Below are 21734 nucleotides of genomic sequence, written 5' to 3' on the forward strand. Positions count from 1 at the left end.
TTCCGGTCAATGGCGGCTCGCAGGAGCCGCCTTTTACTGCGCCAGACGCAGCATCATTACCGTGACCTCTTCACCCGCAATTTGCCGCTGTTCCACCGCCTGCCACCCTGAACGCTGATAGTACGCCTGTTGATCGGGTGTATAGAGCCACAGTTCACCAATCTGCTGTTGTCTGGCTCGCGCAATCGCCTGCTGTATCAACGCTTTTGCGACGCCCTGACCCCGGAATGCCTTGTCCGTCACCACCTCACCAATCCAGAATTCTCGTGCCGGAATGTCATCCAGTTCATAGCGAATGACGCTACAGGTCGCGACCACCGTTTCGCCATCCGGTATGGCAATAAGAGTAAATTCTGACCAAGGTTTCTGATTGCGCTGTTTTAAACGCTCAAGAATGGCAGGCGAGTAAGACCATGCAGGAAGATGTGACCATTCAGTGTGCAACAGTTGTGCGGTTTGTCCGGCGAAGCCGGGATGTTGGTTTAGCTCGGCAATTTGCATGGCGCTGGCGACCTTTGTTTTTGTCAGGCTACAAGCAATACAGGCTGGTGGGGGAAAGTGCAAGAGCAGGAATTTAGCTTTTAAAACAATCACTCAGATCTAAAATAAAGGAGGGAATGATGGGCAGTGGAGTAAAGCGTCCGCCGCATGGACAAAAACGCCGGGAGCGTTTTTGAACAGCGCGAAGCGTTGGCCCGCTCGCGGGCGAGCCTCATGGATAAGGCGAGTGGACCGGCGGCCGAGCCTACAGGGATGTATTTACGGCGACTTTACGGAGCGCCCATTATTTCCGACTGAACAGCACTGTTTTTTAAGCTTAGTGCACTGATAGTTATGTCGCTGTGGGTTGAGGAGAAAGGTCAGGAAAGGTATGCCTGATCGCAAAGGATTCCCGCATCCATGCGGATCGGCCGCGCCATCCCTGGCGTGGACGCTTTGCTCTTCAGGCATACCATTCCTTCCCGGTTGGGCTGATGCATCGCTTTAGGAAGCAGGACAGTGGATATTTCTGTAGATTGTGGATTAATACAAATTGCGGTTGGCTGATGAAAAAGGTCAGGAAAGGTATGCCTGATCGCAAAGGATTCCCGCATTCATGCGGATCGGCCACGCCATCCCTGGTGCGGACGCTTTGTTCTTCAGGCATACCATTCCTTCCCGGTTGGGCTGATGCATCGCTTTAAGAAGCAGGACAGTGGATATTTCTATTGATGGTGGATTAATACAAATTGCTGTTGGCTGATGAAAAAGGTCAGGAAAGGTATGCCTGATCGCAAAGGATTCCCGCATCCATGCGGATCGGCCGCGGCATCCCTAGCGCGGACGCTTTGCTCTTCAGGCATACCATTCCTTCCCGGTTGGGCTGATGCATCGCTTTAACAAGCAGACCAGTGGACTTTTTATTGGTGTATTGAATAAAACAATCGCTTTAGATGAAGATGCAGGGTCAGGAAAGGTATGCCTGATCGCAAAGGATTCCTGCATCCATGCGGATCGGCCACGCCATCCCTGGCGTGGACGCTTTGCTCTTCAGGCATACCATTCCTTCCCGGTTGGGCTTGATCATGGCTTTAAAAACATGCGCTGAACTATCAAAAGGAGGGGATGACGGGCAGTGGAGTAAAGCGTCCGCCGCATGGACAAAAACGCCGGGAGCGTTTTTGAACAGCGCGAAGCGTTGGCCCGCTCGCGGGCGAGCCTCATAGATAAGGCGAGTAGACCGGCGGCCGAGCCTACAGGGATGTATTTACGGCGACTTTACGGAACGCCCGCCATTCCCGACTGAATAGCACTGATTTTCAAACAAACGGCGCTTTACCGTCTATGAATCAATCTTTTTCATAGACAATTAAAGCGCCAAAAAACAGTTTTTAACGTTTCAAACGGTAATACGCTTCGTTCCAGCGCAGCGCGTCTTTAAACGCAGGTAAACGTGTGTGCTCATCAATCACCAGCACTTCGATATCGTTCATCTCACCGTACAGATACATATCATCCAGCGTCAGCGCCTGGCTGAAAACCGTATGGTGCGCGCCGCCGCCCAGAATCCACGCTTCGGATGCGGTCGCCAGTGACGGCTGGGCTTTCCACAGTGCACGCGCAACCGGCAACTTCGGTAGCGGTTTCGGCTGTTCGATAGCATCCACCACGTTAACCAGCAGACGGAAACGATCACCCATATCAATGACGCTGGCGTTAATCGCGCGACCCGCAGGCGTTGAGAAAATCATGCGCGCCGGATCGGCTTTATCACCAATGCCGAGGAACTGCACATCGATCAATGGCTTCTCTTCAATGGCAATTGACGGGCAGACTTCCAGCATATGCGAGCCGAGGACCAGATCGTTACCCGGAGAGAAGTGATAGGTGTAATCCTCCATAAAGGAGGTGCCACCTTTGCGATCGCCAGCCAGCACTTTGAAAATACGCAGTAGCGCAGCGGTTTTCCAGTCACCTTCACCTGCGAAGCCATAACCCTGACCCATCAGACGCTGAACCGCCAGACCTGGCAACTGCGTCATGCCGTGCAGCGTCTGGAAGTTGGTGGTGAAAGCGTGACAGCCTTCTGCTTCCAGGAAACGCTTCAGACCGAGTTCGATGCGTGCGGCATCCAGCACGTTCTGACGTTTTTCACCGCCAGAGGCGGCAACATCGGTAAAGCGGTACAGGCTTTCATATTCGTCGATCAGCGCATTTACGTCGCCATCGCTGACGCCATTGATCACCTCAACCAGATCGCCGACGCCCCAGCCATTCACCGAATAACCGAACTGAATCTGCGCGGCAACTTTATCGCCTTCGGTTACGGCCACTTCACGCATGTTGTCGCCAAAACGCGCGACTTTCAGCTGCTGACTGGCTTGTTTTGTCAGTGCGGCACGCATCCAGTTGCCGAGGCGCTGCTGACTGGCGCTATCCTGCCAGTGACCGGTCACCACGCTGTGCTGCAGGCCCATACGTGCGCCGATGAAACCGAACTCGCGGCCGCCGTGTGCGGTCTGGTTCAGGTTCATAAAGTCCATGTCCATGCTGTCCCATGGGATCTCCGCATTGAACTGGGTATGGAATTGCAGCAGCGGCTTATTCAGCACGCTCAGGCCACCGATCCACATCTTTGCCGGAGAGAAGGTGTGCAGCCAGGTAATGATACCGACGCACTCCTTGTCATAATTGGCGTCGCGACACAGGGCCAGCGCTTCATCCGGTGACTTAACCAGCGGTTTCAGCTCCAGACGCAGCGGTAAACCGGCCTGATTTAAACCCTCCACCACCTGACGTGCATTCTGTTCAACCTGGCGTAACGTCTCCGCCCCGTAGAGGTGCTGCGTGCCGATGACAAACCATACGCTGTAGCTGTTTGACTGTTCCATAAACCACTCCTTTACTTTGAGCCTACCCAATAGGCTATTTTATTTGTCAGTCTGAACCTGGACAGTGCTCACACAGTCTGCTTTAGCAACCTGAACGCCCGTCAGGGCGGCCCTGAAAGGGCGAGCGTAGCGAGTAATCCTCACGTACGCCGTGTACGCGCCGGTTGTTCCGCGCTGTCCGTGTCCAGACTGTCTGCAACAATTACGCCTGGTGGGATAGGCTCGTAGCGGAAGCGGGACGGGCGGCGTATTGCGGTTCAGCCGTCACGCACCATTGTTGATAGCGTTGATAAAGTTGTTGATAGCGGGCGACCCGTGCCGGATCGGGCTGCAGCGTCACGGCAATCGGGCTGGCCATGACCTGCTGGGCGTCGGGAACGCTGGCGTGCACACCGGCGGCGACGGCGGCGAAAATGGCCGCACCCAGCGCACAGCACTCGTCAGAGGCGACGATATCCAGTGGGCGATTCATCACATCGCAGCAGGCCTGCATAATCGCCGGCGATTTCCGTGCGATGCCGCCCAGGGTCAGAATGCTCTCGACCGGGATCTGCTGCTGCTCGAAGCACTCCATAATCGCGCGTGCGCCAAAGGCGGTTGCGGCCACCAGACCGCCAAACAGCGCGGGGGCATCGGTGCCCAGATTGAGGTCGGTGATCACCCCTTTCAGACGCTGATTGGCATTCGGCGTGCGGCGACCGTTAAACCAGTCCAGCACCACTGGCAGATGGTCGAGCTGCGGGTTCGCAGCCCAGGCCTCGGTCAGATCCTTAATCAGACGCTTTTGCATCTCAGCCAGCTGAGGCTTCAGCTCCGGATGCTGCTGCGCCGCCAGCTGTAACGGCCAGCCCAGTAAACGGCTGAACCAGGCGTAGATATCACCAAAGGCAGACTGACCCGCCTCAAGCCCGATAGCGCCTGGCATTACGCTGCCATCGACCTGTCCACAGATGCCTTTGATGTCGCGATCGCCGACCTTTTCAGTGTCAGCAATCAGGATGTCGCAGGTTGAGGTGCCGATCACTTTCACCAGGGTATAGGGTTTTGCACCGCCACCGACCGCGCCCATATGGCAGTCGAATGCGCCACCCGAGAGCGTCACGGTTTGCGTCAGGCCAAGGCGCTGCGCCCATTCAGGACTAAGCGTGCCGACGGGCAGATCAGCGGTCCAGGTATCGGTAAACAGGGGAGAGTCGAGCTGCTGCGTTAACAGCGGGTCCAGCGCATTAAGGAAATCGACATCGGGCAGGCCGTTCCAGTCGCCGTGCCACAGCGCTTTATGCCCGGCCGCACAGCGGCCCCGGCGCAATTTGTCAGGTGCGGTAGTGCCGCTTAACAGGGCTGGCACCCAGTCGCATAGCTCGACCCAGGAGACAGCGGCGTCACGCACGGCCGCATCTTCACGCGACACGTGCAGAATCTTCGCCCAGAACCACTCTGAGGAGTAAATCCCGCCGATATAGCGGCTGTAATCCTGAAAGCGGCCGCTGTGGCACAGCTGATTGATCTCTTCCGCTTCTTCTATAGCAGTGTGATCTTTCCACAAGACAAACATCGCATTGGGGTTGTCGGCGAACTCCGGACGCAGCGCCAGCACGTTGCCGTCGCGGTCAATAGGGGCAGGGGTCGAACCGGTGCTGTCAACACCAATACCGACCACGGCGTTGCGCTGATCGTCACTCAGCGCATTCAGCACGCCGAGCAGCGCCTGCTCCATAGCGTCGATGTAATCCTGTGGATGGTGACGAAAACGGTTGGTGTGTGGATCGCTGTACAAGCCCTGTTGCCAGCGCGGATAGCTGAACACCGCACTTTGCAGCTCTTTGCCGCTATGACAATCCACGGCCAGCGCACGCACCGAATCACTACCAAAGTCCAGCCCAAGGGTGATGGCTCCAGCACGCATCGGAATCTCCTGTAGTTAGTTAACTCCTGTATCCTGGGTTCGGCGCGCCAAATCAGTTAGTCATGGCTGGCTGACAATATGCACTTTTCTGTCATCGGCAGTGATTTTGTGATCCATTGCAAAAGTTAAGGTCCGGTTAAATTTGCTGAATATATGGATCATTTTGTCGTGATTTTAAGATGTGATACCGCTCTACATTTTTCTTCGCTAATACCGCTAAAACTAGCCCAGCGTCTGGACAGTCTGTCAGCACATGCCAGCCTAACGCACTGATTTATGGCTGTACCCACAAAACAAAACAAACTGGTAGCGTTTACACCGATTCGTTATTAGCAGCGAAAAATAACCTGGTACCGGAGAGCATCATGCATAAATTCACTAAAGCGTTCGCGGCCATCGGCCTGGCAGCGGTTATGTCACAATCCGCTATCGCCGAGACCATGAAGCTGGGATTCTTAGTCAAGCAACCAGAGGAACCCTGGTTCCAGACTGAATGGAAATTCGCCGACAAAGCGGGCAAAGATCTTGGCTTTGATGTCATTAAAATTGCCGTGCCGGATGGTGAAAAAACCCTGAATGCCATCGACAGCCTGGCGGCTAACGGCGCGAAAGGTTTTGTTATCTGTACGCCCGATCCGAAACTCGGCTCTGCCATCATGGCAAAAGCGCGTGGCTACGGTCTGAAAGTCATCGCGGTCGATGACCAGTTCGTCACCGCCAAAGGCAAACCAATGGATACCGTGCCACTGGTGATGATGGCCGCGACCAAAATTGGTGAGCGTCAGGGTCAGGAACTCTATAAAGAGATGCAGAAACGCGGCTGGGATGTGAAAACCACCGGCGTGATGGCAATTACCGCCAACGAACTCGACACCGCGCGTCGTCGTACCGGCGGCTCAATGGACGCGATCAAAGCTGCTGGCTTCCCGGCAGCGCAGATCTACCAGGTTCCCACCAAATCTAACGACATCCCTGGCGCGTTTGACGCCGGTAACTCCCTGCTGGTGCAGCATCCTGAAGTCAAACACTGGCTGATTGTCGGCATGAACGACAACACCGTGCTGGGCGGCGTGCGCGCGACCGAAGGTCAGGGCTTTAAAGCCGCTGACGTCATCGGTATCGGCATCAACGGCGTCGATGCCATCAGTGAACTGTCGAAAGAGAAGGCGACCGGTTTCTACGGATCGTTGCTGCCAAGCCCGGATATCCACGGCTACAAAAGCAGCCAGATGCTCTACAACTGGGTGAGCAAAGGTGAAGAGCCACCGAAATTCACCGAAGTTACCGATGTGGTGCTGATCACCCGTGACAACTTCAAAACTGAACTGGCGAAAAAAGGACTGATGTAACCCTGAGCCTGCCAGGCAGTTTGTCGCCTGGCATCCTTAATAGCCGATTTCGCGCCGCCCGCCAGAACCGGCAGGTGGCGCGAAAGAGTGAGGAAAAACATGAACACTGATTCAGCATTTCTGTCGTTTCATGGCATCAGTAAAACCTTCCCTGGCGTGAAAGCGTTGCAGGATATCTCTTTCGACTGCCGTGGCGGTGAAGTCCATGCTCTGATGGGCGAGAACGGCGCAGGCAAGTCGACGCTGTTAAAAATACTCAGCGGCAGTTATCAGCCGAGCGGCGGTGAGATTCGTATTAAAGGCCAGCCGATGAGCTTTCAGCGCACCACCGATGCGCTGGACGCGGGCGTCGCCATTATTTACCAGGAACTGCATCTGGTGCCGGAAATGAGCGTGGCAGAGAACATCTATCTCGGTCAGATCCCGCATAAACATGGGCTGGTCAACCGTAAGCTGATGCGTTTTGAGGCGGGCCTGCAACTGAAAAATCTCGGCATGGATATCGATCCCGATATGCCGCTGAAATACCTGTCGCTGGGGCAGTGGCAGATGGTAGAGATAGCCAAAGCGCTGGCGCGTAACGCGCGTATTATCGCCTTTGATGAGCCAACCAGCTCCCTGTCGGCGCGTGAAATCGACAACCTGTTCCGCGTCATCCGTCAGCTCCGTGAGGAGGGCCGGGTGGTGCTCTACGTTTCACACCGTATGGAGGAGATTTTCGCCCTCAGCGATGCCATCACCGTTTTCAAAGATGGTCGCTACGTGCGGACGTTTACTGACATGGCTAATACCCATCACGACGATCTGGTGCAGGCGATGGTGGGACGTAACCTCGGTGATATCTATGGCTATTCACCGCGTGCCAAAGGCGCGGTGCGGCTGGAACTGGACAAGGTCGAAGCGAAAGGGGTCCGTACGCCGATTTCGCTGAAAGTCCATGCCGGTGAAATCGTCGGCCTGTTTGGCCTGGTCGGTGCCGGTCGCAGTGAACTGCTGAAAGGGCTGTTTGGCGGCACGCGCCTGCGCGGCGGTCAGGTGATTCTGGACGGCAAACCGCTGCCGCTACGGGAGCCGATCGACGCCATCCGTGCGGGCATCATGCTCTGCCCGGAAGATCGCAAAGCCGAGGGCATTATTCCGGTGCATTCGGTGCGCGACAACATCAACATCAGCGCCCGTCGTCATAACCTGACTATTGGCTGCCTGATTAAAAATGGCTGGGAAAATAAAAATGCCGACAGCCATATTCGATCGCTGAATATCAAAACGCCCAGCGCCGATCAGCTGATCATGAACCTCTCCGGCGGCAACCAGCAGAAGGCGATTCTGGGACGCTGGCTGTCAGAGGATATGAAAGTGATCCTGCTGGATGAGCCAACGCGCGGTATCGATGTCGGTGCCAAGCATGAAATCTATAACCTGATTTATCAGCTGGCGAACCGCGGCATTGCGGTGCTGTTCGCCTCCAGCGATTTACCGGAAGTGATGGGCCTGGCCGATCGCATCGTGGTGATGCGCGAAGGTGCCATTGCCGGTGAGTTGCTACACGACGACGCCACGGAGCAGCAGACGCTGAGCCTGGCGATGCCCAAAACCACTCAAGCGGCCGCCGTGGCCTGACAGGAGATCATCATGGCTTCATCCACGACCTCAAATACGCCGCAGCCCGCTTCACGCGGCGGCCTGCAGTTAGGTCGCATCTGGGACAACTTCGGCATGCTGGTGGTATTTGCACTGCTGTTTATTGTCTGTGCGATCTTTGTGCCGAACTTCGGCTCGTTTATCAATATGAAAGGCTTAGGGCTGGCGATGTCGATGTCCGGCATGGTCGCCTGCGGCATGCTGTTCTGTCTGGCCTCCGGTGATTTTGACCTGTCGGTCGCTTCCGTCATCGCCTGCGCGGGTGTGGTTACCGCCGTGGTGATTAACATGACCGAAAGCCTGTGGATTGGCGTGGGTGCCGGTCTGGTACTGGGCATGATCACCGGCTTTATCAACGGCTTTGTCATTGCCCGACTCAAGATCAATGCGCTGATCACCACGCTGGCGACCATGCAGATTGTCCGCGGCCTGGCCTATATCTTCTCTGACGGTAAAGCGGTCGGTATCGAAGATGAGCGCTTCTTTGAACTGGGCTTTGCCAACTGGCTTGGCGTGCCCGCTCCCATCTGGCTGACCCTGGCCACCATGCTGATCTTCGGCTTCCTGCTCAACAAAACCACCTTTGGCCGTAACACCCTGGCGATTGGCGGCAATGAAGAAGCAGCACGTCTGGCGGGTGTACCGGTGGTGCGTACCCGCATCATCATCTTTATCCTCTCCGGTCTGGTTTCAGCGGCGGCGGGCATCATCCTGGCGTCACGTATGACCAGCGGTCAGCCAATGACCTCTATCGGCTATGAGCTGGTGGTGATTTCTGCCTGCGTGCTGGGTGGCGTTTCGCTGAAGGGCGGCATCGGTAAAATTTCCTACGTTGTGGCAGGGGTATTAATCCTCGGCACAGTAGAGAATGCGATGAATTTATTGAATATCTCGCCATTCTCACAGTATGTGGTACGTGGTCTGATACTGTTAGCAGCGGTGATTTTTGACCGTTACAAACAGAAAAAAGCCTGATTGAGCGAGCCGTTGGCCCGCAGAGGCAAAAGCCTCTGCGGGCTATCCGAACAATAACAGACTGAGTGAGGACGCTATGTATCACCGCGAATTACCGGCCGAGCAGCAAAACCCCTTGTTGCCGGGCTATTCATTCAATGCCTGGCTGGTGGCGGGGCTGACGCCCATTACTGCAGACGGCCCGCTCGATTTCTTTATCGACCGCCCGCACGGCATGAAAGGTTACATTCTGAACCTCACTATCAAAGGAAAAGGGCGGGTATTCGACGGCGAACGAGCCTTTGACTGCGAACCGGGCGAAATGCTGCTGTTTCAGCCAAAAACGGCCCACTATTATGGTCGCGCGCCGGACAGCCCGCAGTGGTTCCACCGCTGGGTCTATTTCCGACCGCGCGCCTACTGGCAAGACTGGCTGCGCTGGCAGGATGAGCAGGAGGGCGTGGGACGACTGCTGCTGCCGGAATCGCTGCGCGGTGAGTTTGACCGCCTGTTTGCCAGTATCGAACAGACCCATAATTCGGGCCGTCGCTTTGCGGAAGAGCTGGCGATGAACCTGCTCGAACGGCTGCTGCTACGCGCCGTCGAAGAAGATCCCCGCAGCCATCAGTTAATCCGCGATCCGCGCGTGATTGAAGCCTGCCAGTATGTCACCAACCATCTCGCCAGCGAGGTCAAGATTGAAGAGGTGGCGCGCCACGTCTGTCTGTCGCCGTCGCGGCTTGCGCACCTGTTCCGCGAGCAGATGGGCGTGAATCTGCTGCGCTGGCGTGAAGATCAGCGCGTAATCCGCGCGAAACTGCTGCTGCAGACCACCCAGGAGCCTATCGCCTCGGTTGGACGTGAAGTGGGTTACGACGACCAGCTCTACTTCTCACGGGTGTTCCGCAAGCGTGTCGGCGTCAGTCCCAGCGACTTCCGCCGCCGTAATCAGGATGCACATGACAGCCTGGCCGCTCAGACCGCCTGGCCACTGGCGCGAAGTGCTATCTCCTAGTTTTTTCGGGGAATTCCGCCTTGTCGTCATTTGGTTAATAGTCTTAAATCAATCAGGTTATCAACTAAGAGCCTGGTCAATCAGGCTCTGAGAGGAATCCAAATGAGCGATAAATTACGTGTTGGCCTGATCGGCTACGGTTTTGCCAGCAAAACGTTTCACGCCCCACTGATTGCGGGGACGCCGGACGTCGAGCTGGCAGCCATTTCCAGTAGCGACGCCAGCAAAGCCCACGCCGACTGGCCCGCCGTTAAGGTCGTGGCCGACCCTCAGGCGCTGCTGGACGACCCGACTCTGCAACTGATCGTTATTCCTACCCCCAACGACACGCACTTCCCGCTGGCAAAAGCGGCGCTGAACGCCGGTAAGCATGTGGTGGTCGATAAGCCGTTCACCGTGACGTTGTCACAGGCGCGCGAGCTTGATGCGCTGGCGAAAGCCAAAGGGCTGCTGTTGTCGGTGTTCCACAACCGCCGCTGGGACAGCGACTTCCTGACGCTGAAATCCCTGATTGAAGCCGGTTCGCTGGGTGAAGTGCGCTACTTCGAATCGCACTTTGACCGCTTCCGTCTGGAAGTGCGTAATCGCTGGCGTGAAATGAAAGGCGCAGGCAGCGGAATCTGGTATGACCTGGGGCCGCATCTGCTGGACCAGGCGCTGCAGCTGTTTGGCCCGCCGGTCGCTATCACGGTTGATCTGGCCGAGATGCGTCCTGGCGCGCAGACCACCGACTACTTCCATGCGACGCTGACGTATCCGCAGCGCCGTATCGTGCTGCACGCCAGCATGCTGGTCGCGGCAGAATCCGCCCGTTATACCGTCCACGGCACGCGCGGCAGTTACGTGAAGTATGGTCTGGATCCGCAGGAAGATCGCCTGAAATCGGGTGACTTCCCGCCGCAGGAAGACTGGGGCTATGACATGCGTGACGGCACGCTGACGCTGGTTGACGGAGATTCCCTGACCGAAACGACCCAGCTAACCCAGCCAGGAAACTATCCTGCTTATTATGCGGGCATCCGCGATGCGATTGCCGGACGTGGCAACAATCCGGTGACGGCGGAAGAGGCGATTCAGGTGATGGAGCTGATCGAGTTGGGTCTGCAATCTGCCGAGAAACGCCAGACGATGTCGCTGAAGCGCGTTTAATCTTTTATCCGTGCAGGTATCTGCAGGATTAAGTGTACCGAAGCCCTGTAATGCTGTTACGGGGCTTTTGTACATCTGCAGCGTGCTATTCTTGTGACCTTTCAATTACATCCCCGTCCTGCCTGACCTTTTAGCTAAAAAAAGATCGCATCGCCTACAGCCGTCTCACGCCCGGAGCGCAGCGCCCGGGTGAACGAGAAACCGGCCGAAGAGACAACCGAGAGTGATTGTGAATCGGCAGAGCAGGGCCGGATTATTGTTTGAGGCTGGCTCTGAATTCTTCTGGATTGACTGATTCGGGCCTGAGCTATTCCTGACACGCGCCTGTGCCCAGCTTTTCGACATGCTTTTGCTTCGTTCACGTTGCCTGACGGTCCAGCTCGTCCATTTTATCGTTTGCCAGTTTCAGTACCTTGCCGGGGCGTTTGTTGTCGGCTATTTTTACCATGTCTGTCCATAGAACGGGCGTTAGGTTTTATCCGGCCGATCTGCAGTCACAAAAAGAGTCCCGAAAGGCTTTTTATTAGTTTTTGCCAAGTAGTGTGGACTTAGCTTCAATTAAAGCATTTTGGAACCATTCGAAATTAATTGGTTTTAGGTTCGGCTGAAACTCAATTTTGAGATTTTCTTTGCCATCTTCCTGCTGCAAAAGAGCGATAAACTTATCATCACAATAGATTTCGGCGATTAACTCCTCATAATCTACATCGCTAGCTACAAGAATTTTTAATTGGTTTTTATTTGTCATTATTAAGGCTCCAGAAAACCTCTAAAATTACCATCTGGATCGAATCTTGATCCTTTCCCATCAGGGGACATTATATCAAATCCACCAAAACGGTTACCTTCTTTTACTGTTATACCTGCTGGTCTGATGATTGAATCTAATATCTTTTGCCCCTGCTTGTTCATCTGAGTTGGGGTGCCTCTCGCCATTGGGAATGCGCTACCTTCCCGGCTTCCGTGTTTCTGCAGGGCTCTGCCCGCAACAGTGTAATTACCTGACTTTACTGCAGGATCTATCTTGCCTCCTGACTGAGAGAGAGCATCGAGAGTAAACTCTTTGCCATTGGCTGATAGCGTTTCTTTCCGAGCCAATGTTTCTAACTGCTCAATTTCGCTGGTAGCACCCAGGCGACCGAGACTTAGACCTGCAGCAATAGAAGCACCCGCGATAATCAGACCTATGTTATCCATGACCTGATCGTAACCCGCTGGTGCATCACCGCCGAGCTGTTGTGCTGTTTTACGGAATTCCTCGACATTGCCATTATAGACTCCGCCAGCGGCAAGTAACCGACCGACGCTTTTACTGTTAAGGGTGCCGTAGGTCACAGGATGGCTGCTTCCTGCCCTGAGCTGCCTTGATGAGGTTGGGGCAGGTTTTCCACCGGAATGCCGGTAATTGCGTCTACTGACCGCAAGGTTAAATTCTTTAATAATCCGCTGGGCGCCATCAAACAGGAAGGCAGTTTTATCACGGCAGATTAACACTCCGTTGTCGTCAATGTAAAACAGGTTGGCAGGAAGAACCGATACGTCATTCAGGCATACCACGTCACCCCGTTCAATCATATGTTTCAGTTGTGCTTTTGCCTGCGAGCCATATTCAGGCGTGGCGGAGGAATATGGCCGTCAGATTTCAGGTCGATATTGACGATATAATGGGAGTGATACCACCTGTCATCATACCGATAGTCCTTTTCGGCGTGCTGCCAGGCAGCATAAGGGCGGATTATTCGCTCAAATGATTCGGGGTTCAGATTATCTCTGGACAGGCAGAAAAGACGATTTCCGGGCAGGCTCAGCGCCATAAAACATCCTGTTTATTGCTCCGTGATAGGCGTATTTTCGTACAGCGGAGTACAGAACGCAATCATTCAGGCAAAGAATGCCTGATCCCCCCGTGACGGGTACACCCTAAAACGGAGATCAAAGTGACCAGCGTAAGGCCGTTCGTTTTAAGTTCTGATTTTGCGGGTGTCGTGCCAGAACCTGGCAGTCACACTTCACCGCAGGAACTACCTTGTTGCTCATTTATCTGATGCCAGTTGCGTACGGCAAGACGGGGTAGAGTCAGCTTTTTCCCGAACTGATCTGGCTCTTACCTTTCTACAATTTCCCCGTTTATCCTGCCGGAGTCCGGGGCGCAGAACTGAGCTTCAAAGGTCCATATGAATTTAATGTCGTTGAATGGTATTAGGCGGGTAGTGACATCGCCAGCCAGCGCTAAAAAAATTTGATTGTCTAAGTCTTAAGGCATTATGCAAAAAGCAAAACGGGCCGGATATCCGGCCCGTTTTTTGTCGCTATGCTTCAGGATTACTGCACCCGTGCGCGAAGAGCCGCTTTCTCTGCTTCGTTAAGGAACGCAATCGTCAGACCATTTTCCTGCGCCTGACGGATCTGCGCCGCGCTCAGACCGGCAGCCGGAGCGGCGTGATGATACTCATGCGCCAGTTCAATACCCTGAACCGCCGGATCATCCGTATTGATGGTCGCCAGAATGCCATGCTCCAGGAAGGTCTTCAGCGGATGCTGCGCCAGTGATGGCACGGTGCTGGTCTGGATATTGGAGGTCAGGCAGGATTCAATGCCAATACGGTGCTCTGCAAGGAAATCCATCAGCGCGGGATCTTCAATCGCTTTCACGCCGTGACCGATACGTTCTGCACCCAGCTCCCGAATCGCCTGCCAGATGCTCTCGGGTCCGGCCGCTTCGCCCGCATGGACGGTAACGCGGAAACCGGCATCGCGCGCCTGGGTAAAGTGGCTCAGGAACTCGCTGCCCGGGAAGCCCAGCTCATCACCCGCCAGATCGACCGCGGTGATGTGATCGCGATGGGCAAGCAAAGCTTCCAGTTCACTCAGGCAGGCATCTTCGCCAAAGGTGCGGCTCATAATACCAATCAGACGTACATCGATATCATGCTGCTGACGGCCTGCGCGCACGCCATCAATTACCGCTTCAACCACACCGGCAATCGGCAGGTTGTGGGTCATCGCCATATAGCCAGGGGAAAAACGCAGTTCAGCATAGTGAATGCCCGCGCGGGCGGCATCTTCGACATTCTCCTGCGCGATCCGGCGGCAGGCGTCCAGATCGCCCAGTACTTTCACGCCCCAGTCCAGTTTCTGCAGGAAGCTCACCAGATCAGGTTCATTCTCGCCAACCTGCACATGCGGACGCAGCGTTTCCAGCGTGGAAGCGGGCAGGGAAAGGTTAAACTGGCGACCTAAATCGAGAATGGTTTGTGCACGAATGTTGCCATCAAGGTGGCGGTGGATATCAGTCAGAGGAATTTTAGAATCGATCATGGCGCACTCGCTCAGTTGTCGGTGAAGTGCAGAGCATTATAAAAATATCTTGCGCAACAGCGCCAGCTATTTGCGCAACAGCCGCGCCAGATGCTGCTTAATTACGCATAACGGACGAGCAAAGTCATTCCACCGGCTGTCATGTATAAAAAAGGCGACCCGGAGGCCGCCTTAAAAGTAAGAGAGGAAAATTACTGCGGCATCCCTTCGCTGGTCGGCATACCCAGCATATAGCGGGAGAGGAATTGCTCCAGCGTCATTTTGTCGCCGTTCATGTTCACCTGACCGTTGATATACTGCAGGCTGGTGACGATATTGTTATCCTGCTGCTGGGTCAGGCGGAACATCTGCCCCATCGCCGCCAGACCTTTCACCTGCTGATCTGCCAGCTTCTGTGCGTCATCGGCCTGATATCCTTCAGCCAGGCCGACTTTATGCATGGTTTCGGTCGCCATTGGCATATTGATGACCAGCTTGCTGTCCAGGCTCTTGAGGACCCGATCAACCATGGCGCTGAGTGTCTGGGCTTCACCGGTCACCGCAGCGGGATCGTTGAAATTAGCGGTCAGGTTAAAGGTGCTTTCACCTTTATCATTTTTCCAGCTCAGCGGGGCGATGCTGATCGCGGGTGAGCCTTTCAGCAGCATCGGCAGGTTACTCATCAGAATCTGATGCACACCCGCCTGGTAGCGGATAGGATCTTCCGCGACGCCAGGCTGGCTCAGCAGTTCCTGCATCTGGGCGTTGTAACGATCAGAGAAGGCTTTTACCGCCTGCGCATCAAACTGTGACAGTTTCATCTTCAGCGCTGCCTGACCAAAATCCTGCTTCTGCAACTGAATGCCTTCAACCTTGTAATCGATATTGCCGCCAATCTTCCCGGCGCTGTTATCGAAAGAGGAGGTGCCTTTCATTTTGTTCAGCGTCAGGGCGTCCTGACCATTAATGCTGGCGTTGACCTTCTCAACCTCCACCGACTGGTCGCCAATACGCACGCCTTCCGGGCTGAGGTGCGTATTACCGCTCAGCTTCAGACCATTGAGGGTGAACAGCACCGGCTGGCCCATCTCATTTTTACTGGTCAGCGCAAGGCTATCAACGTCACTGTCCAGCGACACTTTGTCGCCTTTGTTATCCGCGCTGACGTTGAAGGTGCCCCCATTGGTGGCCAGACGCTCGCCGCTTTGCGCATTCTGATAATCTACCGGCAGAACGCGCAGCGCCGTATCGGTGGCACCGCTGTAGCCGATACGGGTATCGGCGGTAATCAGCGACTTGTTGCCGGTCAGCTCAAACAGTTTTTTCACCGCATCGGTGTTAGCCAGTTCGGTATGAACCGACGCCATGCTCGGGATCAGATTGAAATGCTTCAGCTGAGCAAACGGGAAAGGGCCATGATCGATGGTTTCGTTCAGGATGATGCTCTGGCCAGGTTTCAGCAGGGGATTATCTTCGGTCTGCGAGTTGGCCTGAATCACCAGATTCACTTTGCTGCTGAATACGCCACGCTGATAGTCCTGATAGCTGATCTTCAGTCGGCTGTTAGGGGCATAAGCATTCAGCTGGGCATTGGCGTTCTGCACCAGCTCATCCCTGTGGCTTTCAATCTGCTTGCCGGTGAACCAGGCCGCGCCAGTCCAGACTACGCCCAGTGCGATGATGACACCTACGGCAACATTGGTCTTTTTCATTGCTGATTCGTCCTTATCCTTGAGTCCGCTTATGCCGCAGGTTTACCCCGGCGACTGAAGAAAAACGCCCGCAGGCGTTTAAAAGCTAATAGGTTGAAATAATAGCAGTTAACAGGCACTCCGTCAGCCGCTTCACCCTAAGTCGTTAAATACCCGCGCCAGTCGGCCCGTGCCTGCAACCGTGACGGGGGATTCGCTGGCGGCAATGAAGCAGGATTCGCCTGGTTTCAGCGTCACCTGCTGCTCACCTTTGGCGATCACCGCCTGGCCTTCGATGCAGAACAGCACTGCGGCGCTCTGCTGCGCCAGCGGCTGTGGCTCTGCGTTCAGGGTATGAATGGCAAAGGCAAAATCCTCCACCGGAATCGGGAAGCGCAGCGCGTTGCCCTGTTGCTCCGGCTCGGTCAGCAGGGTGCTGGCTGGCTTCTCTTCAAACTTCAGGTTCGCCATCAGCTCGGCAATATCGATATATTTCGGCGTTAAACCGGCCCGCAACACGTTATCGGAGTTTGCCATCACCTCCAGCGCCACACCTTTCAGATAAGCGTGCGGGGTCTCCGCATAGAGGAACATCGCCTCGCCCGGTTGCAGGGTGACCACGTTCAGCAGCAGCGGTGAAAACAGGCCGCTGTCGTCAGGATACTCTGCCGCAATCATGCGAATGGTCTCCCACGGCTCACCCTGCTGTGCATCAACCGCGGATTTCAGGATGCCCAGCGCCAGCGATTTCGCCTCGCCCTCCAGTGACAGCAGGGTAGAGAAGAGCGCGGCCAGCGTCTCCTGATCGGGATGCTGCAGAAAATGGGCAATCTGAGGATGTGCGCCCGCGACCGGCTCCAGTAGTGAAACCATCTGCGTCAGCGTGCGAAAGCCATTCATCGCCTGGAAGGGCGTCAGTGCATAGACCAGTTCCGGCTTGTGGTTGGCATCTTTATAATTGCGCTCAGCCGCCGTCAGCGGAATACCGGCTGCATTCTCACGGGCAAAACCGGCTTCCGCCGCGCGTTTGCTGGGATGGACCTGAATCGACAGCGGCTGATCGGCACACAATACTTTGAACAGGAAAGGAAGCTCGCCAAAACGCTGTGCCACCGCCTCGCCCAGCATAGCGGCAGGCGCGGCATCAATCACGTCACGCAGCGACTGCTCGCTGCCCTGGTCAACCACAGTGGACGGGCTTTTCGGATGCGCGCCCATCCAGAGTTCCGCCATCGGCAGTCCCTGGGGGTTGGCGATTCCGTAGAGCTCAGTCAACGCAGTTTTGCTGCCCCATGCGTAATTTTGCAGCGTATTGTTCATTTTTTGCATCGTATAACCCTTTATCACGGGAAATTATTGCCCGTATTAAACCAGAAACTGCCGGTAAAAATACATCTCCAGCGCAAAAGGACGCTAAGCTCTGATAATGTTAAATTATTGTGTATTACTATCCTGACCGCCCGGCAGTCGATCGTCATGACGGACCGGGCGGTCATTCTTTTAAAAACCAGATGAAGGAGACGTATTCATGGCAGCCAATCGCATTGAGAAAGATTCAATGGGCCCCATCGACGTACCGGCAGACAAACTGTGGGGCGCGCAGACTCAGCGCTCACTGGAACACTTCCGCATCTCAACCGAAAAAATGCCGACCGCGCTGGTGCATGCACTGGCACTGACCAAGCGCGCCGCGGCCAGCGTTAACCGCGATCTGGGACTGCTGCCCGCTGACCGCGCCGGGGCGATTGTCAGCGCGGCCGATGAAGTGCTGGCAGACAAGCATGCGGACGAATTCCCGCTGGCGATCTGGCAGACCGGTTCCGGCACCCAGACCAATATGAACATGAATGAAGTGCTGGCGAACCGCGCCAGTGAAATTCTGGGTGGAGAGCGCGGTATGGCGCGGCTCGTGCATCCCAACGACGATGTGAACAAGAGCCAGAGTTCCAATGATGTCTTCCCGACCGCGATGCACGTTGCTGCCGTTATCGCCCTGCGCGAACAGCTTATCCCACAAATTGAGGTATTGAAAAATACCCTGAGCCAGAAGTCCGACGCCTTTAAAGATATCGTTAAGATTGGCCGTACGCACCTGCAGGATGCGACGCCGCTGACGCTGGGCCAGGAGATTTCCGGCTGGGTGGCGATGCTGGAGCATAACCTGAAGCATATTGAGCAGAGTATTCCTCACGTGGCGGAACTGGCGCTGGGCGGCACCGCAGTCGGTACCGGCCTGAACACTCACCCGGAATATGCGGTGCGCGTGGCGAAGGCGCTGGCCGATCTCACACAGCAGCCGTTTGTCACTGCGCCAAACAAGTTTGAGGCGCTGGCAACCTGTGATGCGCTGGTGCATGCGCATGGCGCGCTGAAAGGGCTGGCCGCCTCGCTGATGAAAATCGCTAACGATGTGCGCTGGCTCTCTTCCGGCCCGCGCTGCGGCATCGGCGAAATCGCCATCCCGGAAAATGAACCAGGCAGCTCCATCATGCCGGGTAAAGTTAACCCGACCCAGTGCGAAGCGATGACCATGCTCTGCTGTCAGGTGATGGGTAACGATGTGGCGATCAACATGGGCGGTGCATCCGGTAACTTTGAGCTTAACGTGTTCCGTCCGATGGTGATCCATAACTTCCTGCAATCGATTCGCCTGCTGGCGGATGGCATGGACAGCTTTAATCATCACTGCGCGGTCGGCATTGAGCCGGTGCGTGAGCGCATCGATCAACTGCTTAACGAATCGCTGATGCTGGTGACGGCGCTGAATACCCATATTGGCTATGACAAAGCGGCAGAAATTGCCAAGAAGGCGCACAAAGAGGGGCTGACGCTGAAAGGCTCGGCGCTGAAGCTGGGTTATCTTACCGAAGAGGAGTTTGATGCCTGGGTACGGCCGGAAGAGATGGTCGGCAGCATGAAGTCATAAGATTTGAGTGGGTCAGAGGCCAGCGAATGCTGGCCTTTTTGATTTATATCGGACAATCGACCCACAGATGCAGTCTGGGGATCAAAAGATTCAGCGGTTCAGCGGCAGGTTTATAACGATAGTTAATGTTATCGGCATCGTAGTTAAGCAATTCGCCCAGAACCGGAACCTGCGTGCGATCGCGACAGATAACCAGAATCGGTGAAGGGCAGGCCAGCTGAGTCTGTTTTTGTTCATCCGCGCGCCAGACGCGTGCAACCGGCTGGACTTTCACCGGGCGCTTGATTTTCAGCCGTGCCGAAGCGGGCAGGGCGCGCACGCTTGCCAGCTCTTCCTGCACTTTTTCCGCCCACTGTTCACGCGACCACGGCGCTTTTGCACGTCCCGACTTCAGGCTTTTTTCCAACTGGGCGATCACCTCTTCACGCTTGAGATTCTTGATAATGTGCTTGTTGGCCCAGCCAAAACGCAGGCTGTCGGGTGCGCTCAGCAGGGTGATAGTGCGATAGGCATTCAGGGTGATCAGCCCGCGCAAATGCTGGTGGACGAACTCAAAACGCGCCTCACTCGGCAGGCCTGAGTCCACCGTAATCAGCTGCTCCAGCCGTGCTTTCAGCTGATTGATGACGTCAACCAGCGAGCCGATCTCCGCCTCCTGCTGCGCGTCGCATTCGATACAGAGCGCGCCAGGTAAGCGCACGGCAGCCTTGGTGCTCAGCTGTTCTGACTGATGCTGCATAAACAGGCGGCAGTAGTGGTCAAGCGCCATCTTTAACGCGCTCTCACCGAGATGCTGCTCGACGGCAATCCGGGTGATCGCTTCATGTTCGCGGCCTTTAACCACCGGCGGCAGGCTGAAGACGCGGGCGATCAGCAGTGGCTGCGCTTCAATCTGCTGACGCAACTCACCCAGCGCCAGTTCCAGGTCATTTACACATTGATGCATATCAGCCACTAAGTCGTAGCGCGTCATATTGTGCCTCCGTAGTTACAACGTCCACAATGTGGCAGAAGCCTGGCGAGGATGCAAGTGGCATGTAGTTACAACATACATTTAAAGCTGTACACAAAACGGTGCGGCCTGCCTGGCTAGCCAGTTAAAAGGGCATCACGCATTTTGGCTTATCACAGAACATGTTATAAAAACGGTTCGCCTGCTAACCAGGAGATTGCCTGTGAATCAGAACAACAAACCCGGTATCACCGCCATTATTACCCTGGGCTGGGTGCAGATCCTCTCGTGGGGCGGGTCGTTCTACCTGATGGCAGTGATGGCGAATCCGATTGCGGCTGAGACAGGCTGGTCACAGCAGTGGATTTATGGCGCGCTCTCGACCGGGATTCTGGTATCGGGCCTGTTGTCACCGTTGGCAGGCAGGATTATCGCCCGAACCGGTGGCCGCCTGCTGCTGGCGCTGAGCGGCATGGTGATGGCGGTGGGGCTGGTGATCATGGCTTACAGCCACTCTCTGCCACTGTTTCTGTTTGCCTGGGTGATTATTGGCATCGGCATGGCGATGGGCCTTTATGACGCACTGTTTGCCACGCTCGGCACCTGCTATGGCGGTCAGGCGCGTGGAGCGATTACCGGAATCACCCTGATATCTGGCTTCTGCACCACGCTGGTCTGGCCGGGAACGGCATTGTTAATCCACGGATTCGGCTGGCGGAACGCGTCGCTGATTATTGCGGCACTGATGGTCGTCTGTGTGCTGCCCGCCTATTTGTTTGCCTTACCGGATAGTCACGCTCAACGGCCGGTGAAACGACCGAGTCCGCAGCCTGGCGCGGCGGAGATTGCGCCTGCGCTGTTCTGGCTGCTCTGTGCCATTTTTACCCTGGCGTCAGTGATTATGACGGCTATTTCCGTGCAGCTTATCGCCTTGTTGCAGGCGAGTGGCCATACGCTGACCTCGGCGCTGGCGATCAGCGCCGTACTTGGTCCGTGCCAGGTGGGATCCCGACTCGTCGATATCGCCTTTAAACGCAGCCATCCCATCCGCACCACCTTTTTTTCCGTCGGGCTGGTGGCGCTGGGCTTGCTGTTACTGGCGCTGTTTCCGCAGATGGCGTTGCTGAGTATGGTGCTGTATGGCGCAGGAAATGGCTTACGTGCCATCGTGCGCGGAACTTTACCGCTGGCAATGGTCAAACCAGAGTCCTATGCGATTGTGGTGGGTAAAATGGCCCGCCCGGCGTTGATGGGGCAGGCACTGACGCCGCTGATAGGTGGATATGTGTTTGAAAAGATGGGAGCATCGGCGACGCTGTGGTTGCTTTGCGCCCTGGCAATCTTTAACGTGGTACTGGTTATGGCACTGAAGCAGCGATTACCGGCGTCATCGGCCACCACGGCATAACGGAACGGTTCTTCCTGCTCCGCAGGAAGAGGGCAGTTAGCAGGCTAAGCACCTTGTGCTATCGGGCCTCAGCCT

Annotated in this window: 18 protein-coding genes; 8 read left to right on the top strand and 10 right to left on the bottom strand. The window is 55.5% G+C overall.

The annotated features are described in order from the left end of the window. Positions 1–33 precede the first annotated feature (33 nt). Entirely contained in the window at positions 34–501 is a 468-nt protein-coding gene (locus AC0T7J_RS01160; protein ID WP_473791560.1) for a GNAT family N-acetyltransferase, read from the bottom strand. Positions 502–1366: 865 nt separating this feature from the next. Between AC0T7J_RS01160 and AC0T7J_RS01165 the strand changes: the two genes are divergently transcribed. Then, positions 1367–1588 (top strand): hypothetical protein, encoded by a 222-nt coding sequence (locus tag AC0T7J_RS01165; protein WP_473791562.1) that lies wholly within the window; start codon positions 1367–1369, stop codon positions 1586–1588. 283 nt (positions 1589–1871) lie between these two features. Here AC0T7J_RS01165 and araA read toward each other — a convergent pair whose 3' ends face one another. Then, positions 1872–3371 carry an L-arabinose isomerase gene (gene araA / locus AC0T7J_RS01170; RefSeq protein WP_473791563.1) on the bottom strand — a complete coding sequence of 500 codons (1500 nt, stop codon included), beginning with the start codon at positions 3369–3371 and terminating at the stop codon, positions 1872–1874. A 202-nt stretch (positions 3372–3573) separates the two neighbouring features. Further along, positions 3574–5277 carry a ribulokinase gene (locus AC0T7J_RS01175; RefSeq protein WP_473791565.1) on the bottom strand — a complete coding sequence of 568 codons (1704 nt, stop codon included), beginning with the start codon at positions 5275–5277 and terminating at the stop codon, positions 3574–3576. A gap of 365 nt (positions 5278–5642) precedes the next feature. Between AC0T7J_RS01175 and AC0T7J_RS01180 the strand changes: the two genes are divergently transcribed. From AC0T7J_RS01180 to AC0T7J_RS01200, 5 genes are all read left to right on the top strand, one after another. Further along, positions 5643–6626, top strand: coding sequence for an arabinose ABC transporter substrate-binding protein (locus AC0T7J_RS01180; RefSeq protein ID WP_010245365.1), 984 nt, complete (start codon positions 5643–5645; stop codon positions 6624–6626). A gap of 99 nt (positions 6627–6725) precedes the next feature. Continuing rightward, complete coding sequence (araG, locus tag AC0T7J_RS01185) at positions 6726–8246, top strand: L-arabinose ABC transporter ATP-binding protein AraG (protein ID WP_187491404.1); 1521 nt, start codon at positions 6726–6728, stop codon at positions 8244–8246. A gap of 12 nt (positions 8247–8258) precedes the next feature. Further along, positions 8259–9242, top strand: coding sequence for an L-arabinose ABC transporter permease AraH (gene araH, locus AC0T7J_RS01190; protein WP_010245363.1), 984 nt, complete (start codon positions 8259–8261; stop codon positions 9240–9242). Between the two features lie 76 nt (positions 9243–9318). After that, positions 9319–10236: an arabinose operon transcriptional regulator AraC gene (gene araC, locus AC0T7J_RS01195; protein WP_473791568.1), complete on the top strand. Its 918-nt coding sequence runs from the start codon at positions 9319–9321 to the stop codon at positions 10234–10236. A 102-nt stretch (positions 10237–10338) separates the two neighbouring features. Continuing rightward, complete coding sequence (locus AC0T7J_RS01200) at positions 10339–11385, top strand: oxidoreductase (protein ID WP_473791570.1); 1047 nt, start codon at positions 10339–10341, stop codon at positions 11383–11385. Between the two features lie 523 nt (positions 11386–11908). Here the strand turns inward: AC0T7J_RS01200 and AC0T7J_RS01205 are convergent. The 6 genes from AC0T7J_RS01205 to manA all read right to left on the bottom strand — a co-directional run bounded on the left by AC0T7J_RS01205 (position 11909) and on the right by manA (position 17702). Next, positions 11909–12133: a hypothetical protein gene (locus AC0T7J_RS01205; protein ID WP_473791572.1), complete on the bottom strand. Its 225-nt coding sequence runs from the start codon at positions 12131–12133 to the stop codon at positions 11909–11911. A gap of 2 nt (positions 12134–12135) precedes the next feature. Then, the gene (locus AC0T7J_RS01210; protein ID WP_473791574.1) at positions 12136–12960 is read right to left on the bottom strand and encodes a DUF8093 domain-containing protein; all 825 of its coding nucleotides are present in this window, start codon (positions 12958–12960) and stop codon (positions 12136–12138) included. A gap of 5 nt (positions 12961–12965) precedes the next feature. After that, a complete protein-coding gene (locus AC0T7J_RS01215) occupies positions 12966–13199 on the bottom strand; it encodes a DUF8093 domain-containing protein (RefSeq protein WP_473791575.1) in 234 nt (77 codons plus the stop codon). Positions 13200–13707: 508 nt separating this feature from the next. After that, positions 13708–14703 carry an adenosine deaminase gene (gene add, locus AC0T7J_RS01220; protein WP_473791576.1) on the bottom strand — a complete coding sequence of 332 codons (996 nt, stop codon included), beginning with the start codon at positions 14701–14703 and terminating at the stop codon, positions 13708–13710. A gap of 191 nt (positions 14704–14894) precedes the next feature. After that, positions 14895–16394: a YdgA family protein gene (locus tag AC0T7J_RS01225; protein ID WP_473791578.1), complete on the bottom strand. Its 1500-nt coding sequence runs from the start codon at positions 16392–16394 to the stop codon at positions 14895–14897. 132 nt (positions 16395–16526) lie between these two features. Beyond that, the gene (gene manA, locus AC0T7J_RS01230) at positions 16527–17702 is read right to left on the bottom strand and encodes a mannose-6-phosphate isomerase (RefSeq protein WP_473791580.1); all 1176 of its coding nucleotides are present in this window, start codon (positions 17700–17702) and stop codon (positions 16527–16529) included. Between the two features lie 199 nt (positions 17703–17901). On the opposite strand from manA, the gene fumC reads away from it, so the two are divergent. Next, the gene (gene fumC / locus AC0T7J_RS01235) at positions 17902–19299 is read left to right on the top strand and encodes a class II fumarate hydratase (protein ID WP_473791582.1); all 1398 of its coding nucleotides are present in this window, start codon (positions 17902–17904) and stop codon (positions 19297–19299) included. A gap of 43 nt (positions 19300–19342) precedes the next feature. On the opposite strand, the gene tus is transcribed toward fumC, so the two are convergent. Then, positions 19343–20272: a DNA replication terminus site-binding protein gene (tus, locus tag AC0T7J_RS01240; RefSeq protein WP_473791583.1), complete on the bottom strand. Its 930-nt coding sequence runs from the start codon at positions 20270–20272 to the stop codon at positions 19343–19345. 202 nt (positions 20273–20474) lie between these two features. On the opposite strand from tus, the gene AC0T7J_RS01245 reads away from it, so the two are divergent. After that, the gene (locus AC0T7J_RS01245) at positions 20475–21659 is read left to right on the top strand and encodes an MFS transporter (protein WP_473791585.1); all 1185 of its coding nucleotides are present in this window, start codon (positions 20475–20477) and stop codon (positions 21657–21659) included. Positions 21660–21734 lie beyond the last annotated feature (75 nt).

The sequence above is a fragment of the Pantoea sp. E956-1 genome (assembly GCF_982223955.1).

Excerpts from the sequence above, each read along its gene's own strand:
- AC0T7J_RS01160 (WP_473791560.1), bottom strand. The coding sequence starts at position 501 with ATGCAAATTGCCGAGCTAAACCAACATCCCGGCTTCGCCGGACAAACC.
- AC0T7J_RS01205 (WP_473791572.1), bottom strand. The coding sequence starts at position 12,133 with ATGACAAATAAAAACCAATTAAAAATTCTTGTAGCTAGCGATGTAGAT.
- araG (WP_187491404.1), top strand. The coding sequence starts at position 6,726 with ATGAACACTGATTCAGCATTTCTGTCGTTTCATGGCATCAGTAAAACC.
- AC0T7J_RS01165 (WP_473791562.1), top strand. The coding sequence starts at position 1,367 with ATGCATCGCTTTAACAAGCAGACCAGTGGACTTTTTATTGGTGTATTG.
- AC0T7J_RS01210 (WP_473791574.1), bottom strand. The coding sequence starts at position 12,960 with ATGATTGAACGGGGTGACGTGGTATGCCTGAATGACGTATCGGTTCTT.
- AC0T7J_RS01175 (WP_473791565.1), bottom strand. The coding sequence starts at position 5,277 with ATGCGTGCTGGAGCCATCACCCTTGGGCTGGACTTTGGTAGTGATTCG.
- AC0T7J_RS01180 (WP_010245365.1), top strand. The coding sequence starts at position 5,643 with ATGCATAAATTCACTAAAGCGTTCGCGGCCATCGGCCTGGCAGCGGTT.
- fumC (WP_473791582.1), top strand. The coding sequence starts at position 17,902 with ATGGCAGCCAATCGCATTGAGAAAGATTCAATGGGCCCCATCGACGTA.
- AC0T7J_RS01225 (WP_473791578.1), bottom strand. The coding sequence starts at position 16,394 with ATGAAAAAGACCAATGTTGCCGTAGGTGTCATCATCGCACTGGGCGTA.
- AC0T7J_RS01200 (WP_473791570.1), top strand. The coding sequence starts at position 10,339 with ATGAGCGATAAATTACGTGTTGGCCTGATCGGCTACGGTTTTGCCAGC.
- AC0T7J_RS01215 (WP_473791575.1), bottom strand. The coding sequence starts at position 13,199 with ATGGCGCTGAGCCTGCCCGGAAATCGTCTTTTCTGCCTGTCCAGAGAT.
- araC (WP_473791568.1), top strand. The coding sequence starts at position 9,319 with ATGTATCACCGCGAATTACCGGCCGAGCAGCAAAACCCCTTGTTGCCG.
- tus (WP_473791583.1), bottom strand. The coding sequence starts at position 20,272 with ATGACGCGCTACGACTTAGTGGCTGATATGCATCAATGTGTAAATGAC.
- araH (WP_010245363.1), top strand. The coding sequence starts at position 8,259 with ATGGCTTCATCCACGACCTCAAATACGCCGCAGCCCGCTTCACGCGGC.
- manA (WP_473791580.1), bottom strand. The coding sequence starts at position 17,702 with ATGCAAAAAATGAACAATACGCTGCAAAATTACGCATGGGGCAGCAAA.
- add (WP_473791576.1), bottom strand. The coding sequence starts at position 14,703 with ATGATCGATTCTAAAATTCCTCTGACTGATATCCACCGCCACCTTGAT.
- araA (WP_473791563.1), bottom strand. The coding sequence starts at position 3,371 with ATGGAACAGTCAAACAGCTACAGCGTATGGTTTGTCATCGGCACGCAG.